The 14,393-nt window shown below is 71.0% G+C and carries 14 protein-coding genes; 6 read left to right on the top strand and 8 right to left on the bottom strand.

Going from position 1 to position 14,393, the window contains the following annotated elements:
- Nucleotides 1-163: 163 nt before the first annotated feature.
- Together ACIBQ8_RS48345 and ACIBQ8_RS48340 are read right to left on the bottom strand one after the other, a co-directional pair.
- Nucleotides 164-700 (bottom strand): TetR/AcrR family transcriptional regulator, encoded by a 537-nt coding sequence (locus ACIBQ8_RS48345; RefSeq protein ID WP_397169187.1) that lies wholly within the window; start codon nt 698-700, stop codon nt 164-166.
- Between the two features lie 33 nt (nt 701-733).
- Nucleotides 734-964, bottom strand: a complete 231-nt coding sequence (locus tag ACIBQ8_RS48340) for a WHG domain-containing protein (protein ID WP_397195565.1) — start codon at nt 962-964, stop codon at nt 734-736.
- Nucleotides 965-1,138: 174 nt separating this feature from the next.
- Between ACIBQ8_RS48340 and ACIBQ8_RS48335 the strand changes: the two genes are divergently transcribed.
- Nucleotides 1,139-1,501 (top strand): LysR family transcriptional regulator, encoded by a 363-nt coding sequence (locus tag ACIBQ8_RS48335; protein WP_397195564.1) that lies wholly within the window; start codon nt 1,139-1,141, stop codon nt 1,499-1,501.
- On the opposite strand, the gene ACIBQ8_RS48330 is transcribed toward ACIBQ8_RS48335, so the two are convergent.
- Complete coding sequence (locus tag ACIBQ8_RS48330) at nt 1,498-3,018, bottom strand: MFS transporter (RefSeq protein WP_397195563.1); 1,521 nt, start codon at nt 3,016-3,018, stop codon at nt 1,498-1,500. The genes ACIBQ8_RS48335 and ACIBQ8_RS48330 overlap by 4 nt on opposite strands.
- Complete coding sequence (locus tag ACIBQ8_RS48325) at nt 3,015-4,043, bottom strand: fatty acid desaturase family protein (RefSeq protein ID WP_397195562.1); 1,029 nt, start codon at nt 4,041-4,043, stop codon at nt 3,015-3,017. Before ACIBQ8_RS48325 ends, ACIBQ8_RS48330 begins: the two co-directional genes overlap by 4 nt.
- 76 nt (nt 4,044-4,119) lie before the next feature.
- Here ACIBQ8_RS48325 and ACIBQ8_RS48320 point away from each other — a divergent pair, with 76 nt between their 5' ends.
- Nucleotides 4,120-4,320: a hypothetical protein gene (locus ACIBQ8_RS48320; RefSeq protein ID WP_397195561.1), complete on the top strand. Its 201-nt coding sequence runs from the start codon at nt 4,120-4,122 to the stop codon at nt 4,318-4,320.
- Nucleotides 4,317-4,613 (top strand): hypothetical protein, encoded by a 297-nt coding sequence (locus ACIBQ8_RS48315; protein WP_397195560.1) that lies wholly within the window; start codon nt 4,317-4,319, stop codon nt 4,611-4,613. The genes ACIBQ8_RS48320 and ACIBQ8_RS48315 overlap by 4 nt, the downstream gene beginning before the upstream one ends.
- Nucleotides 4,614-4,884: 271 nt before the next feature.
- On the opposite strand, the gene ACIBQ8_RS48310 is transcribed toward ACIBQ8_RS48315, so the two are convergent.
- Entirely contained in the window at nt 4,885-7,320 is a 2,436-nt protein-coding gene (locus tag ACIBQ8_RS48310; RefSeq protein ID WP_397195559.1) for a PEP/pyruvate-binding domain-containing protein, read from the bottom strand.
- 363 nt (nt 7,321-7,683) lie between these two features.
- Nucleotides 7,684-8,262, bottom strand: a complete 579-nt coding sequence (locus tag ACIBQ8_RS48305) for a TetR/AcrR family transcriptional regulator (RefSeq protein ID WP_397195558.1) — start codon at nt 8,260-8,262, stop codon at nt 7,684-7,686.
- 86 nt (nt 8,263-8,348) lie between these two features.
- Here ACIBQ8_RS48305 and ACIBQ8_RS48300 point away from each other — a divergent pair, with 86 nt between their 5' ends.
- From ACIBQ8_RS48300 to ACIBQ8_RS48290, 3 genes are all read left to right on the top strand, one after another.
- Nucleotides 8,349-9,230: an SDR family oxidoreductase gene (locus tag ACIBQ8_RS48300; protein WP_397169200.1), complete on the top strand. Its 882-nt coding sequence runs from the start codon at nt 8,349-8,351 to the stop codon at nt 9,228-9,230.
- A 226-nt stretch (nt 9,231-9,456) separates the two neighbouring features.
- Complete coding sequence (gene blaOXA / locus ACIBQ8_RS48295) at nt 9,457-10,329, top strand: class D beta-lactamase (RefSeq protein ID WP_397195557.1); 873 nt, start codon at nt 9,457-9,459, stop codon at nt 10,327-10,329.
- Nucleotides 10,326-11,585: an MFS transporter gene (locus ACIBQ8_RS48290; RefSeq protein WP_397169203.1), complete on the top strand. Its 1,260-nt coding sequence runs from the start codon at nt 10,326-10,328 to the stop codon at nt 11,583-11,585. The genes blaOXA and ACIBQ8_RS48290 overlap by 4 nt, the downstream gene beginning before the upstream one ends.
- A gap of 278 nt (nt 11,586-11,863) precedes the next feature.
- Here the strand turns inward: ACIBQ8_RS48290 and ACIBQ8_RS48285 are convergent, their stop codons facing one another.
- Nucleotides 11,864-12,886, bottom strand: a complete 1,023-nt coding sequence (locus ACIBQ8_RS48285; RefSeq protein ID WP_397195556.1) for a glycerophosphodiester phosphodiesterase family protein — start codon at nt 12,884-12,886, stop codon at nt 11,864-11,866.
- Between the two features lie 283 nt (nt 12,887-13,169).
- Nucleotides 13,170-14,285, bottom strand: coding sequence for a GlxA family transcriptional regulator (locus tag ACIBQ8_RS48280; RefSeq protein WP_397169207.1), 1,116 nt, complete (start codon nt 14,283-14,285; stop codon nt 13,170-13,172).
- Nucleotides 14,286-14,393: the final 108 nt, after the last annotated feature.

The following is a 14,393-nucleotide window of genomic DNA, read 5'->3' as shown; positions in this document are numbered from 1 at the left end:
CCGTCGCCCGGAGTGGCCAGTTCCGGCCGTCTGGTCACCCCCGCCGGAACCAGGCTGCTGCTCGACTGCGGGCCCGGAACCGCCCTTGAACAGGGTGTCTCCGGTGAAGAGGACTCCTTGGTCCGCCGCGTGCAGGCGTCGGCAACGCTACGGGGCAATGCAGCTAGCCGGCGGCCGCCTGGGCGACCGACCGGAGTCCGGCGGCCAGTTCCTGGGCCGTCGGGGCGTTGTCCGGGTCGATCTGCCAGCGGACCAGCAGGCCGATGAACAAGGTCAGCAGCACCTGCCCGCCCGCCGCGTCCTGGCCGGGCAGGCGATGGCTCAGCTCGCGCTGGGCGAGCGCCTGCCCCTCGGCCAGCCGGGTGCGCACGTCGGGCAGGTGCGGCGCCTGGGCCAGTGTCTCGACGTTGGCCCGCCAGACCATCGGGTTGGCCTGGAACGACTCGATCAGCCGGGCCCAGAACTCCTCGAACCACTTGGCCGACTCGTCAGGGAAGGCCTTGAGCACTTCTGCGACCGCCTGACCGGTGACTTCGATCATCGCCTGGGCGAGCAGGGCGTCCTTCGAGCGGTAGTGGTAGTTGATCGCGGCCAGGTTGCTGCCGGAGACTGCCACGATGTCCCGGACCGTCGTGCGGGCGTAGCCGCGCTCGGACAGGCACTGTTTGGCCGCTGCCAGCAAATCCTCGGGGACTCCCATCAGGTGATCTTACCAGCGCCACGAACAACTGTTTCAAACAGCCGCTTGGCGCTCGGTCACAGGGCGGAGCAGGGCGTCGAGGCCGCGCGACCAGTACGCATCGACCTCACGCTCGGTCCGGCCGAACCCGCCCGCCGTCTCCAGGGTGACGTAGCCGTGAAAGGTGCTGTGCAGCGCGCCCTGGGCAGCCAACAGCCGGGCGGTCGCCGCTCCGATGCCGCTGGAGGCCCCGGTGACGACGGCGACGCGGGTGGAGAGAGTCATGGTGGGGTCCTGCATGTCATTGGCGGTTCTCGCACGTCCGACTCTCGCGGCTGGTCAATTCGGGAGAAAAGACAGACGTCCGAACAGAGGTGCGGGCGGTGGCCCTGGAGCGCAGCGAGATCGAGACCTTCTGGCCCTCGCCCAGGAACTGCACTTCGGCCGAACGGCCGACTGGTGTCGCGCGCCCACGTCAGCCAGACCGTCCAGAAGCTGGAACGGCGCGTCGGCGTTCCGTTGTTCGAGCGCTCCGCCCGCCGGATCCGGCTGACTCCGATCGGCATCCAACTGCGGGACGGCCTGGCCCCCGCCACCGGACAACTCGCTTTCAGAACGGCCGAGGTGTTCCGCGAACGGCACCCGGACTGGCCGACCGTGCTGGCGGTGTCGTCGGGCCGTCGTCGTCCATTCCCGAATACCTGCGCGCCGCCCGTCGGGGCGGTGGCCGGCACCTTTCAGGAGGTGCTCACCCTGGTGGGGGCGGGCACGGGCGTCTTTCCCTGCGGGGCGAAGGGTGTCCGGTACGGAGGTGACGTCTAGCGCATCTCGTGCCTCGCGGGGTGGTTCAGGCGAGGATGTGGCCGGTTCGCCTGCCGTACGGCACGCAGCATGACCGGCGCGGCGAGCGCCATCAGGACCAGTGCCACCGCCGCGGCGATCATGGCGTAGTGCTGGCCCTGGGTGAACGCCTCACGCGCGGCGGCCGCCACAGCGGTCCCCGCCGGCTCCGGCAGGTGGCGCGCCGACTCCAGAGCGCCGCCGAGGGTGTCCAGGGCCGGGGCCGGAACGCCGGTGAGGTGCGCCCGGTAGACGGCGGTGCCGATGCTGCCCAGCAGCGAGATGCCGAGCGCGCCGCCGAACTCGGTGGCCACCTGCGACAACCCGGCGACCGAGCCTGCCCGCTCCGGCGGAGCGGTGGCGATGATCAGGTCGGAGGAGACCGTCAGGACGAGGGTGACGCCCCCGGCCATCAGCATGATCCCGGCGATCAGCAGACCGCTCTGCCCGGTCACGTCCAGCCTGGACAGTAGCGCGAATCCGCTCGCGCCGACGAGCAGCCCGGCGCAGACCACCAGCCCCGGCCTGACCTTGCGGACCAGCACCGGCGCGAGCCCGGCGGCGAGCATCGCCATGCCCGCCGAGGGCAGGGCGTACAGACCGGCGACGAGCGGCCTGGCGCCCATGACCATCTGCAGGTACTGCGTGGTGAAGAGGCTGGAGCCGACCATGGCGAAGACGCCGAGGGTGTTGGCGCCGATCGCGGCGGTGAAGGCGCGGCTGCCGAACAGGCGCACGTCCAGCATCGGATCGGCCATCGAGCGCTGCCGCCGCACGAAGGCGGCGCCCATCGCCGGCCCGGCGACGATGGCCAGCACCGGCGCCCAGCCGAGGCCGTCCTGCGCGATGTGCTGGATCCCGTAGATCGTGGGCAGGATGGCGCCCAGCGACAGGGCCACGCCGAGCAGGTCGAACCTGCCCGGACGCGGGTCGCGCGACTCGGGCAGCAGCAGCGGCGCCAGGATCAGCAGCAGCGCCATGACCGGCAGGTTGACCAGGAAGACCGAGCCCCACCAGAAGTGCTCCAGCAACGCGCCACCCATGAGCGGGCCCAGCATGGCGCCGCCGGCGAAGGCGCCGGTCCAGATGGCGATCGCGACCCGGCGCCGGCCGTCGTCGTGGAACATGTTGCGGATCAGCGACAGCGTCGAGGGCATCAAGGTGGCGCCGCCCACCCCGAGCAGGGCCCGGGTGACGATCAGCAGGTCGGCGCTGGGAGAGAACGCGGCCACCGCGGAGGCGGCGCCGAACGCCGCGGCCCCCGCCATCAGCAGGCGACGCCGCCCGACCCGGTCACCGAGCGTGCCCATCGGCAGCAGCAGCCCGGCCAGCACGAACGGGTAGATGTCGATGATCCACAGCAGCTGGGAGCCGCTCGGCGCCAGGGAGGCGCTGATGAACGGCAGCGCGTACGACAAGACGTGCAGGTCAACGGAGATCAGGAGCACGGGCAGGACCAGGACGGCCAGCCCGATCCACTGCTTGCGTCCGGCTTTCATGAACGGCCTTTCTCGCGGAGGGGTGCACCGGCGTGGTGCAGGTGACGCAGGGCCTCGGCGTGCGAGGCCGCGAAGCCGACCTCGTGGTACGGCAGGCCGAGCTGCCCGCAGTAGGCCCGCACGATGGGCTGGGCCAGGTGGAGATTGGGGGCGGGCATGCTGGGGAACAGGTGGTGCTCGATCTGGTAGTTGAGGCCGCCCATGGCCAGGTCGATGAGGCGGCCGCCGCGCACGTTGCGGGTGGTGAGCACCTGCTTGCGCAGGAAGTCCAGCTCCGCCGTACCCGTCAGGGTGGGCATGCCCTTGTGGCCGGGGGCGAAGACGCAGCCCATGTAGAGGCCGAACAGACCCTGGTGGACGGCGAAGAAGATCAGTGCCTTGCCGGGCGGCAGGACCCAGACCAGCGCTCCCAGGTAGAGGACGAAGTGGGCGAACAGCAGCGCGCCCTCCAGGACGCGGTGTCTCATCCAGGGCCGGCGCAGGGCGCGGACGCCGCCCAGGTGCAGGTTGAGCCCTTCCAGCAGGAGCAGAGGGTAGAACAGCAGCGCCTGCCTGCCGCCGATGAGCCGGGCCAGCCCGCGGCTGTCGCGGGCCTGCTCCTGCGACCACACCAGGACGTCGGGAACGACGTCGGGATCGAGGTCCTCGTGGTTGGGGTTGGCGTGGTGGCGGGTGTGCTTGTTCATCCACCAGCCGTATCCGAGGCCGATCCCGAGGTTGCCGCCGAGCCGGCCGAGGATCTCGCTCGGTCTCCTGCCGAGGAAGATCTGCCGGTGCGCCAGGTCGTGCATGACGAGGGCGACCTGGGCGAAGACGATCGCGAAGCCGGCCGCCAGCGGCACCTGGAACCAGGAGTCGCCGAGCAGGAAGAAGGCAGCCACACCGGACAGGTAGAGGGCTGCCACCACGCTGATGCGCCGCAGGTAGTGGCGGGGGCGGCGGTCGAGGAGCCCGGCCTGTCTGACGCGTCTGGACAGGCGGCTGAAGTCGCTCACGGCTGTGGCCGTTGCGGTTGCTTGTGCCATGCCTGGGACCATACACACGTTTGGAACGCTTGTGCAAAACATTTGTTTGTGACGATTGTTTGACTAGAATGAGCGCATGATCGAGAACGCCGCATACGCGCTGACAGCGTTCGAGACACACGCCGGCTGGGCGCACGAACCGGACAAGGGATACGAGACTTCCTGGCGGCGGGCGATCGAACTGCTCGCCCACGTGGCCGGCATCGAAGTCGTCGCCCCCAGTGCCGAGACGCCGCCAGGGCCGCTGCACGCCGTCCGGAAGCGGGCCGCGGGATGACGGCCCTGCCTCCGCTCAGCCTGCGGCAAGCCCTGCTGATCGTGGACGCGGTGAACGGGCTGCCCTCCGTCGACCGCCTGACCAGAGAGCGGCTGCTGGCGCAGGAAGTGGCGGCAGTGATCGCCTTGGGTGCGCCCGAGGTGTGGGCGGCGGACGGGGCTGCCTTGCTGGACATGATCGAGGCCTGGACGACCGGCCAGAGCCTGGCGGTCATCGATGCGGCCGAGCGATTCTGGGCCTGCACCGAAGGTGGTTATGAGCAAGGGCTGCGGGCCGTGGGACTGTTGCGGTGAGTTCTCACAGCCGGTCATGGAACTGACCGATCCCCAGCAGCTTCACGGATGCCTATGCCAACAACAATCCCGTCATGTGACCCATCTGGCCTGCTGACAGAACCACACCTCGTGCGGCAGATACGTCACGCCTGCAGCCGATCAGCGATCAGGCTGCGGTTTCCCTTCCGCCCCTTGCGTTTCCGGCACTGCGGGACCTCGACCATCCGCCCCAGGGCGTACGAGCACGCACGGAGCAGGGCGGCATCCCGCGACCACATCTCGCAGGTGATCATTCCGGTTCCAGGCGCACCGTGCCCGCTGTTCCGTCAATGGAGATCAGCTGCCCGGTCTTGATCTCGTTGGTGGCGTCACGGACGCAGATGACGGCGGGGATGCCGTACTCGCGCGCGACAGTGGGGCCGTGCGCCACCGGAGAGCCGGTCTCGGTCACGAGGCCCGCCGCGGTCATGAACAACGGCGTCCATCCAGGGTCCGTGGTGGGCGCCACCAGGATCTCGCCCGGCTCGATGCGCGCGCCGATCGGGTCGCGGATCACCCGCGCCCTGCCGGTCGCCTGCCCGGCCGCTCCGGACATCCCGGCCAGCACGCCGTCCTGCATCGGCGGGGCGGGGGCGAGTGCCTCGACGTCCGTCCCGTCGGACAGCAGGGCGCCGGGCACGGCACGCCGACGTAGCTCCCGCTCGTACTCCGCGCGCCGCGTCGCGGCCAGTTCCCGCTGGTCCGCCCCATCGTGGGCAGCGGCCCAAGCCTCGTCCAGCGTCAGGAACATGATGTCGTCGGCGCGCTCCAGCCGATTCCGGCCGGCCAGGTCGGCGCCGGCCCGCAGGAGTTGTCGCCGGCACGCCTGGATCGCGGGCAGCCAGGCGTACTTCGCGATCTCCCGAAGCCCGGTGAGCTGACGCGAGCGGCGCATGAAGAACACCGCCAGCCGGCCCCGCACCGGCCGCCTGCGCCGCGCCCGCCGCGCCAGCGTCTCGACCATCTGCTCCGCCTTGACCGCCGCCGCGTTGAAGCGCACGTCGGGCGCCTGCTCAGGATCGCCGCTGCGCAGGTAGTTGGCGATGACGGCGTACAGCGGCGCCGGGTCCTCGTCCCAGTGAGGCACGCCGACGTCGATCTCGGCCGCGGCGCGCATGCCGTACCTGTCCAGGAAGTCGCTCATGCCGATGTCCGGCAGTTCGCCCGCGAAGTAGCTGGCGGCGAGGTCCTCCGGCGGGGTGTCCAGGAACAGGTCGCGGTGCTCGCGCGCCCGCACTGCCAGGTCCCAGAGCTTGAGATCCATCTCGGTGGTCACGTTGTACGGCATGCCGCCGAGGACGGTGTCGAGTTCAGCGTCCGTCGCGACGCCCTTGAGCAGGACGGCCGGCATCGTCCCGGCCACCATGCCGGTGACCAGCGGCCACAGGATCCCGTTCATGTCGAGGCTCATGACCGCCTTGTGGGAATCCTCGATGACCCAGCGCAGCCGCTCCGCAGCAGTGGCGGACTCGCCCGGTGGGACGATCATCCGCTTGATCTCCGCGACCCCGCGAAAGGCGCGGGCCCGCGCACGAGCCGGGTTCGCCAGGCTCGACGCCACTCCGGCGACCCCGGCGGGCAGCATGCGCAAGGCGCCCTTGAGCACGGTGCCGACGTCGAAGGGGAGGCCGGGCCGCGGCGCGAACCGTGGGTCATCGAGCATCCGCAGCACGGCGCTCTGGACTCTCGGCCCGTAGACCTCCAGGGAGGTCCCGATGCGCTTGCGCGTGGTCTTGTTGCGCATGAAGTCGGTCGCGTCGAAGTAGATCCGGCCGCCGATGGGGACCAGCCGGGGCAGCGGGTCACGCCGGTCGATCCTGGCTCCCGCTGCCTTGAACCACAGGCTCCCGCCCGCCTTGAGCAGCGACACGCCCATCGGAGTGCATGGGCGGAGCATGCCCTGCATGTGACCGAACTCCAGATAGAGCCGTGTGTCGCCGGTGTCGGGCGGCAGCGGGAAGAGTGTGGTGACCGGCCGCGACTGCAGCAGCCACAGCACACCGCCGGCGTCGATCGCCCACTCGATGTCCTGCGGCGAGCCGAAGTGCTCCTGCAGGCGCAGCCCGGCCGCGCGCAGGTGTTCGAGTTGCTGCGCGCTCAGGCAGCCGTCGGAGTTCGGTACGGCCGACGCCCCCCGCCCGAGCACGTAGTGGTCCGGCACCACGGTGCCCTCGACAATGGCGGTCCCCAGACCGGGGGCGGCGTCGATGACCGTCTCCGTACGGCAGCCGGTGATCGGGTTGGCGGTGAACAGCACGCCCGCCACGACGGGGTCCACCATGCGCTGCACCACCACCGCCATGGCCGCCTCGCCGACGCCCGCAGCCGCCCGGTAGGCGACGGCGCGTTCGGTGAACAACGAGTCCCAGCACCGCCGGACTGCGGCGATCAGCTCACCCATTCCCTCGACGTCGAGAAAGGTGTCCTGCTGACCGGCGAAGCTGGCCTCCGGCAGGTCCTCGGCGGTGGCGCTGGAGCGTACGGCCACCCGCCCGCCGCCGAGCCGCTCGTAGGCTTCGGCCAGCTCCTTCTCCGGCAGATTCCCGGACCGGTAGGACTCGACGGTCAGGCAGAAGCCGTCGGGGACGCGTTCCCCCGCTCTGATCATCTCCCCGAGGCCGGCGCCCTTGCCTCCCACGAGGTCGATCATGGAGCGGTCGATGTCAGAGAGCGGGATCAATTCCATGACGCCTTCTCCTCCGGGCCGGCGACATCACCACATGTCCGACCAGACTTCCCGACGCTAACACCGCCAGAAAACGCGCACCAGGCCACGTCTTCACTGTCGCTCGGCAGCCCCCCACCGCACTCCGTGCAGCGGCCCAGGAGTGCCTCGCCTGCCACTGCATCGGGACCGTTCACCCCATGCGGCACCATCGGGCCATAGGCCGCGCCATGAAGGTCGTTGACTTGTACCCGCTTCGACGATCGACGGGAAAGCACGCAGCAGCGCACGCTTCGCGGCATGAGAGTGGCTTCCGACATCAGCACGGCCAAACGGCTGAGGAATGACTCGGCAGGCGGCCGAGGAGCGGGTGAGTTGGTCCAGTCAGCCCAGCGATGCGCTCGCGGCGCGCAGCTCGTCGAGGGCCTTCAAGAGGTAGGCGGCGAACCCGACCTCGGGGGCACGGTCGCCTTCGGACCATTCGGCGTACCCCCGCTTGAAGGCGAGGACGCCGAGCTCGCTGGCGAGGGCGGCGGTCGGATCGGGCACGCCGCGGGCGACCAGGGCGGCGGTCATGGCGGCCGCGAGGCTGACGCTCTTGAGAGCGTCGCGCTCCTGAAGTTCGGCGCTGGCGGCGACGGCCGCCTTCAGCCGCGGGGCGATCTCCCGGCTCATCGGGCCCATCGCGGTCGAGGCGCGCTCCAGGCCGGCGGCGACCGCCTCGAGCGGGCTGGCGTCGGCGGGCGCCTCGGCGATGCCTTCGGTCAGCAGCCAGCTCAGCGTCTCCTGCCCGGCGACCAGCAGCTCGCGTTTGTCGGGGAAGTGCCGGAAGAAGGTGCTCTTGGTGACCCCGGCGCGCTCGGCGATCTGCGCGACCGTCGTGGCGTCGTACCCGTGCTCGGTGAACAGGTCGACGGCCGCCATGACGAGACGTTCGCGCGCGCCCGGCTCCCATCGTCCCATGGCGCCCATCATACGTGATGGGACACTTGTCCCGTCACTCTGCTACGGTGATGGGACAAGAGTCCCATCACTCGCGGGAGAATTCCATGCGCGTCTTCATCACCGGCGGCACCGGTCTGATCGGGTCCGCCGTCGTCGCCGAGCTTCTCAGCAACGGCCACACCGTCCTCGCACTCGCCCGCTCCGACGCCTCCGCGCAGGCCGTCTCGGCGGCCGGCGCCGAGCCGATCCGGGGCGGTCTGGCCGATCTCGACGTCCTGCGCGCCGGCGCCGCTCAGGCCGACGGCGTGATCCACCTGGCCTTCGCCCACGACTTCAGCAGCCCCGAAGCCCTGGCGAACGCGGTCGCCGAGGAAAGCGCCGCCCTCGCCACCCTCGGCGAGGCACTCGTCGGCAGCGACCGTCCCTTCGTCGCCTGCTCGGGCACGCCCGCCGTGCCAGGCCGCGCCTCCACCGAGGCCGACCCGATTCCGACCACGGGGCCGGTCGGTGGTCGCGGTCGCGCGGTCACGGCAGTCCTGGGCCTGGCCTCGCGCGGGGTCCGGAGCTCGGCCGTCCGCCTGCCGCGGACCGTGCACAATGAGGGCACGGGCGGGTTCGCCGGCATGTTGACCGGGATCGCGCGTCAGAGCGGAGTGTCCGGCTACCCGGGCGACGGCACGCAGCGCTGGCCGGCCGTGCACGCCCTCGACGCCGCAGTCCTCTTCCGGCTCGCCCTGGAGCAGGCCGGAGCGGGCACCGCCTGGCATGCAGTGGCCGACGAGGGCGACCAGGTGCGTGACATCGCCGCGGTCATCGGCCGGCGACTGGGCCTGCCCGTCGAGTCCGTGCCGGTGCAGACCTACGGTCCTCTCGGCGCCATCTTCGCGGCCGACCAGCCCTCGACCAGCACCCACACCCGGCAGGCGCTCGGCTGGGAGCCGAAGCACCCGAGTCTGCTGGAGGACCTGGAGAACATCCAGCCCTGATCGGCAGCCCGGAACAGGGGCGGGCCCGCCGCCGCCGCACCGCCGGCCATGGCGACGGCTCCCGGCCGGGAAACGATCTTCCGGTCTCACCTCCGTCCGAGGCCGAGCCCGTTCGTGAACACTGCAGCGAGAAGGCTCATCTGCCAGCGGCCATACCAATTCGAATATCGGTCTTCCGTTGATATCGATATTGGACACGATCTATGTCCCGTGATGTCCTCTGCGCATGAAGAAGACAATCCCCCATGCCTTCCATTCCGGGCTGGGCGTCATCGCGCTCACCTCGCTCACCCTTCTTGGTGCTCCCTCGTACGCGGCCACCGCATCACCGGGCACCCCCGCCGCGGCCACAGAGGCACGGCCGGGAACCACGGTGCGCGACGACCTGCGTGCGGTGTTCGACACGGCCGGCGTGCGAGGCACGTTCGCGCTGCTGGACGTGTCGTCCAAGGAGACGACCGTGGTGGACCGGCGACGGGCCGGGACGCCGATGGTGCCCGCCTCCAGTTTCAAGGTCCCGCACGCGCTGGTCGCGCTGGAGACGGGCGTGGTCAAGAGCCCCGACGAGGTGATCCCCTGGGACGGCACTCCGCAGCCGTTTCCCGAGTGGGAGAAGGACATGACCATGCGGGAGGCCGTCCGCGTCTCCAACGCGGCGGCGTTCCAGGTGATCGCCCGGCGCATCGGCCTCGCGCGCGAACGCCAGTGGTTGCACCGGCTGGGCTACGGCAACCGGCAGACCGGGTCAGTGGTCGACCGGTTCTGGCTGGACGGGCCGCTGAAAATCTCGGCGGTGGAGCAGACCCGGTTCATGGCACGGCTGGCCGCGCTGCACCTGCCCGCCAAGCGCGAGAACCAGCGCACCGTCCACGACTTGATCCTGCAGGAGAAGAAGGACGGGTACGCGCTGTACGCCAAGTCCGGCTGGCAGAACGCCCCCGGCCCCGGCACGGGCTGGTGGACCGGCTGGGTCGAGCGCGGCGGACGCGTGTACACCTTCGCCCTGAACATGGACATCGCCAAGGACGGCGACGCCGCCAAGCGCGCCACGCTCGCCCGCGAACTGCTGCACCGGCTGAACGTCCTGCCCGCCGCGTGAGCGTCTCATCCGCAGAGCACGGTGACCGTCGCACGGTCACCGTGGTGGTCGCCGTCCAGGCGGCCATCTCGCTGGGCTACTTCGCGGCCATGACGCACGTCGTCCTGCACCTGCGAGCCGACCTCGGGCTGGCCGCCGGGCTGATCGGCCTGGTGCTGGCGCTGCGCAATCTCGTGCAGCACACGCTCTCCCTTCCGGTCGGCGTGCTGGTGGACGTGCTCGGCCCGGTACGGATGGGGATTCTGGCGTGCCTGCTGCGCGCGGCCGGGTTCGTCCTGCTGGGCACCGTGTCCACCCTGCCCTGGCTGATCATCGCCGTGGTCCTGCTGGGCACGGGCGGAGCGCTCTTCCACCCGGCGGCACAGTCGCTGCTGGCCGGGCTCGCCGAACGGCGAAGGGCGCGCGGATACGCGGCGTACGCGATCACGTTGCAGGCCGCGGCCGTGCTCGGCCCGCTGCTCGGGCTGGCGCTGCTGAACGTGGGCTTCTGGCTGGTCGCGCTGACGGCGGCGGCGCTGTGGGGCGCGGCGGCATTCCTGTTCTCGCTCGTGCGGCACGTCCCGCGCGTGCCGGTCGTGCGCGGGGTCGCCTCCGGGGTGCGAACGGTGCTGCGGGACCGGGTCTTCGTCTGGTTCGCGGCCGTGTCGGCGCCCGCCATGCTGCTCACGGAGCAGTCGTCGGTGGTGGTGCCGCTCGGCGGCGTGGACGCGACAGCGGTGGCCGTGTTCTCCTGCGTGCTCGCCGTTGTGTCGGCCGCGGTCCAGCCGTGGTGCGCGGTGCCCGGCCGCGCCGACCGCCCGCACGTGCTGCGCGCGGGATTGCTGTTCACCGCGGGAGGCCATCTGCTGCTGGCGGCCGGCGCGGGCGACGGATTGACGGGCCTGGTGCTGGTGGCCGTGCTGCACGGGCTCGCCGACGGGCTGCTGCAGCCGGCAGTGTTCCAGACGATCGTCCGGCTCGCCCCGCCGACGCGTTTCGGGGCGTACCTGGGCGTGCAGACGTTCCTGTCGGGCCTGTTGGCGTTCGTCGGCGGCAGCGCGGTGGGCTGGTTGTTCGACCGGGGACCGGCCGGTGCCACCGCGGCGCTGGCCATCCTGACGTTGACCGGCTGCGTCGCGGCGACCTGCGTCCGTCCACTGTCTGTCCAGGCGCTTGACGCCCGAGAGGTGATGCGGCCGGTCACGACCGATGCCGGCACCTTCCCGAGCCCTGCCGCAGAGCACAGGGACGGCGTCCGCGGCCCAGCGAGGTCATGACCCGGCGTTTCCGACCTGCTGCGTACCGAGGTCGCCGTACTCGCCGGCGTCAGCGTCGAGTACCACGCCGAGCTGGAACGCGGCCAGGTCGCCGGCGCGTCCGCCTCAGTGGCGGAGGCATCGCGCCGGCGCCGCACCAGAGCTGGACCCCATCGCCGACGCCGCCGCCCTCGTCCGCGACACCCGCCGGAACCTCCCGGCGGCCGGCGCAACTCCGCAGGACGGACGCCTTCTCCGCGAAAGCGCTCAGGAGCGGTCGAGGGCTACTCGTCGTAGGGCTACTTGTCGTAGGGCTTCGGCAGGCGCATGCCGCGGTCGGCCATGATCCGCCGGACCCGGTCCGGGTAATCCGTGATGAGACCGTCGATCCCCATGTCCATGAGGGCCTCGATCGTGGCCGGGTCGTCACAGGTCCACGGGATCACTTTCAGGCCGCGCGCGTGCGCGTCCGACACCATCTTCTCGGTGACGTAGAAGCGGAAGGTCGGGTCGCTGATCGTGCCGTTCTGCGGAAAGCCGTACACCGGGGACAGTGCCGTGACGCCCGGGACGGCGGCGGCGGCGCTGACGAAGTCGCCGCCGAAGTCGTCGGCGTCGAGCCCGCCGAGCCACGGGGAGGCGCCCGGCTTGCCCACCTGAAGGAAGTCGTAGTTGGTCAGAGCCACCAGCGGCCATTCCGGTGCGAGCCGGTGCATCTCCATCAGGGCACCCCAGTCGAAGGACTGGATGGTGACCTGGCGCTCGATGCCCGAGGCGCGGATCTCCTCGAACACGCGGCCCACGAACAGCTCGCGCGGCGCGGTCTGCTCCGGTGCGCCCGCCTCGACCTTGGTCTCGATGTTCAGCTTGACCTGCTTGGCCCGGTGACTCCTGACAAGGTCCAGCACGTCCTTGAGCTCGACCATCCGGAAGCCGTCGACCACCTCCTGCTCGGGGAAGCCGGGCAGTTGCTTGTAGCCGCAGTTCATGGTCTTGATCTGGGCCAGGGTCAGGTCCTTGATGAACTTGCCGACGTACGGGAACATCGGGTCCCCGGGGGTGACGGGCGCGGTGTCCTGGCACTTCTGGGCGCTGATCTGCCGGTCGTGGTTGACCACCACCTTCAGGTCCTTGGTCACATGGGTGTCCAGCTCAAGTGTGGTCACCCCGAGGCGCAACGCCTTGGCGAACCCCTCCAGCGACTCCTCGGTCGTCATACCGAGGCCGCCGCGGTGGGCCTGCAGGTCGAAGTGGGTCTTCTGGGGCAGCACGCCGGGGCCGTCGGCCGTCGACGCGTGGGCGACCGCCGGCGCGGCGAGCACGCAAACGAAGGCCAGACTTGCCAGGGCATGGTGATGACGCACGGGACACTCCGCTTGTTCAGGGTCTGAATGACCTTGGCGAGGCTAAGGGCCCGTCCGCACCCTCGTCCCGGCGCTGGCGTGATGAGATCATGAACGTTCGCAGAACGCTTCGGACGAGCAGATCTCCTCCCCGAATGTGCCCCCCAGTCCCGAAGTACCTTTGGAGGGCGTGGCGCCGAACCCGGGCGGGTGGACTGCAACGGGGACAGCACGGCCGACCACTGCCGCAGGACCGGCTCGGTCACCGCCCAGGGGATGGGGTGCACGCCGTCGGCCGGAGCCGGTTTCGGCACGTCGTTCTACTCTGCCGGGATCCACTGGGGTCAGGAGAACTGACCGGCTCGGTGAGCGGCCCCGGCCGTCCGGACGCCTGCCGCGCCCGGACGGCCTCGGCCCGCTCCCTGAAGGCCCGCCGGTAACGGCGGGGCGAGATGCCGTGCCGCCTGACGAAGTGGTCGCGCAGCACGGCGTCCGAGCTGAACCCCACGAGCCTGGCGATCTCCTGGACGGGCAGGGCGGTGGTCTCCAGCAGTTCCTCGGCCCGGTCGAGCCGGCGGCCGGTCAGCCAGGCGTGGGGCGTGGTGCCGGTGGCCTCGCGGAAGCGGCGGGCGAACGTGCGCGAGCTCATCAACGCGTGCCTGGCCAGGTCGTCGACGGTCAGGACGTCCCGCAGCCGGTCCGGTGTCATGGCGAGCACCTCGGCCATGCGGCCGTCGCCGTCGGCGTCCGCGCGCCCGGCGTGGCCGGAGGGCGCCGGGACGTACCGCACCTGGCCCCGCTCGCCGCGCGGCGCCACCATCGACTCCCACGCCACCGCGTTGGAGACGGCGGCGCCGTACTCCCGGCGCAGCAGGTGCAGGCACATGTCGACACCGGCGGCCCCGCCCGCCCCGGTCACGACGCGTCCCTCGTCGGCGTACAGGACGTCCGGGTCCACCGTGACCTTGGGGAAGCCGTCGGCCAGCAGGCCGGTCAGGCGCCGGTCGGTGGTGGCGCGCCGTCCGTCCAGCAGGCCGGTGCCGGCCAGCAGGATCGTCCCGCTGCAGTAGGCGGCGACGACGGCGCCGCGGCGGTAGGCGGCGACGAGGGCCCGCGAGACCGGTTCGCCCAGCGTCATGGCGCCGGAGCCGGCCGGCAGCACGATGATCAGGTCTGCCCGGTCCATGGCCTCGGGGCCGTGCTCCACCTGCATGCACAGGCCGAGGTCCGTCCGCAGCCGGCCGCCGGCCTCCGCGCAGACGGTGAAGGAGAAGGCGGGCAGCCCCAGGTGGGAGCGGTCGGCGAAGACGCCGCTCAGCGCGCTCACCCCGTACGAGCTGACCCCGTTCGCGGCGAACGCCACCACGGACCGGAACATCGTCACCCCCTGCGATCGACACGCCGAGCGTAGGAGAGCCGGTTTTCCGGGCACTGGACGCCGCCTGGAGCCCCCATCGTCCGGACGACCTGCGGGAACGGCGGGCAC

The sequence above is a fragment of the Nonomuraea sp. NPDC049646 genome, assembly GCF_044465525.1.
Lineage (GTDB): Bacteria > Actinomycetota > Actinomycetes > Streptosporangiales > Streptosporangiaceae > Nonomuraea.
This window is presented reverse-complemented; position numbering and strand designations above follow the sequence as displayed.

Excerpts from the sequence above, each read along its gene's own strand:
- ACIBQ8_RS48345 (WP_397169187.1), bottom strand. The coding sequence starts at position 700 with ATGGGAGTCCCCGAGGATTTGCTGGCAGCGGCCAAACAGTGCCTGTCC.
- ACIBQ8_RS48340 (WP_397195565.1), bottom strand. The coding sequence starts at position 964 with ATGACTCTCTCCACCCGCGTCGCCGTCGTCACCGGGGCCTCCAGCGGC.
- ACIBQ8_RS48330 (WP_397195563.1), bottom strand. The coding sequence starts at position 3,018 with ATGAAAGCCGGACGCAAGCAGTGGATCGGGCTGGCCGTCCTGGTCCTG.
- ACIBQ8_RS48325 (WP_397195562.1), bottom strand. The coding sequence starts at position 4,043 with ATGGCACAAGCAACCGCAACGGCCACAGCCGTGAGCGACTTCAGCCGC.
- ACIBQ8_RS48320 (WP_397195561.1), top strand. The coding sequence starts at position 4,120 with ATGATCGAGAACGCCGCATACGCGCTGACAGCGTTCGAGACACACGCC.
- ACIBQ8_RS48315 (WP_397195560.1), top strand. The coding sequence starts at position 4,317 with ATGACGGCCCTGCCTCCGCTCAGCCTGCGGCAAGCCCTGCTGATCGTG.
- ACIBQ8_RS48310 (WP_397195559.1), bottom strand. The coding sequence starts at position 7,320 with ATGGAATTGATCCCGCTCTCTGACATCGACCGCTCCATGATCGACCTC.
- ACIBQ8_RS48305 (WP_397195558.1), bottom strand. The coding sequence starts at position 8,262 with ATGGGACGATGGGAGCCGGGCGCGCGCGAACGTCTCGTCATGGCGGCC.
- ACIBQ8_RS48300 (WP_397169200.1), top strand. The coding sequence starts at position 8,349 with ATGCGCGTCTTCATCACCGGCGGCACCGGTCTGATCGGGTCCGCCGTC.
- blaOXA (WP_397195557.1), top strand. The coding sequence starts at position 9,457 with ATGAAGAAGACAATCCCCCATGCCTTCCATTCCGGGCTGGGCGTCATC.
- ACIBQ8_RS48280 (WP_397169207.1), bottom strand. The coding sequence starts at position 14,285 with ATGTTCCGGTCCGTGGTGGCGTTCGCCGCGAACGGGGTCAGCTCGTAC.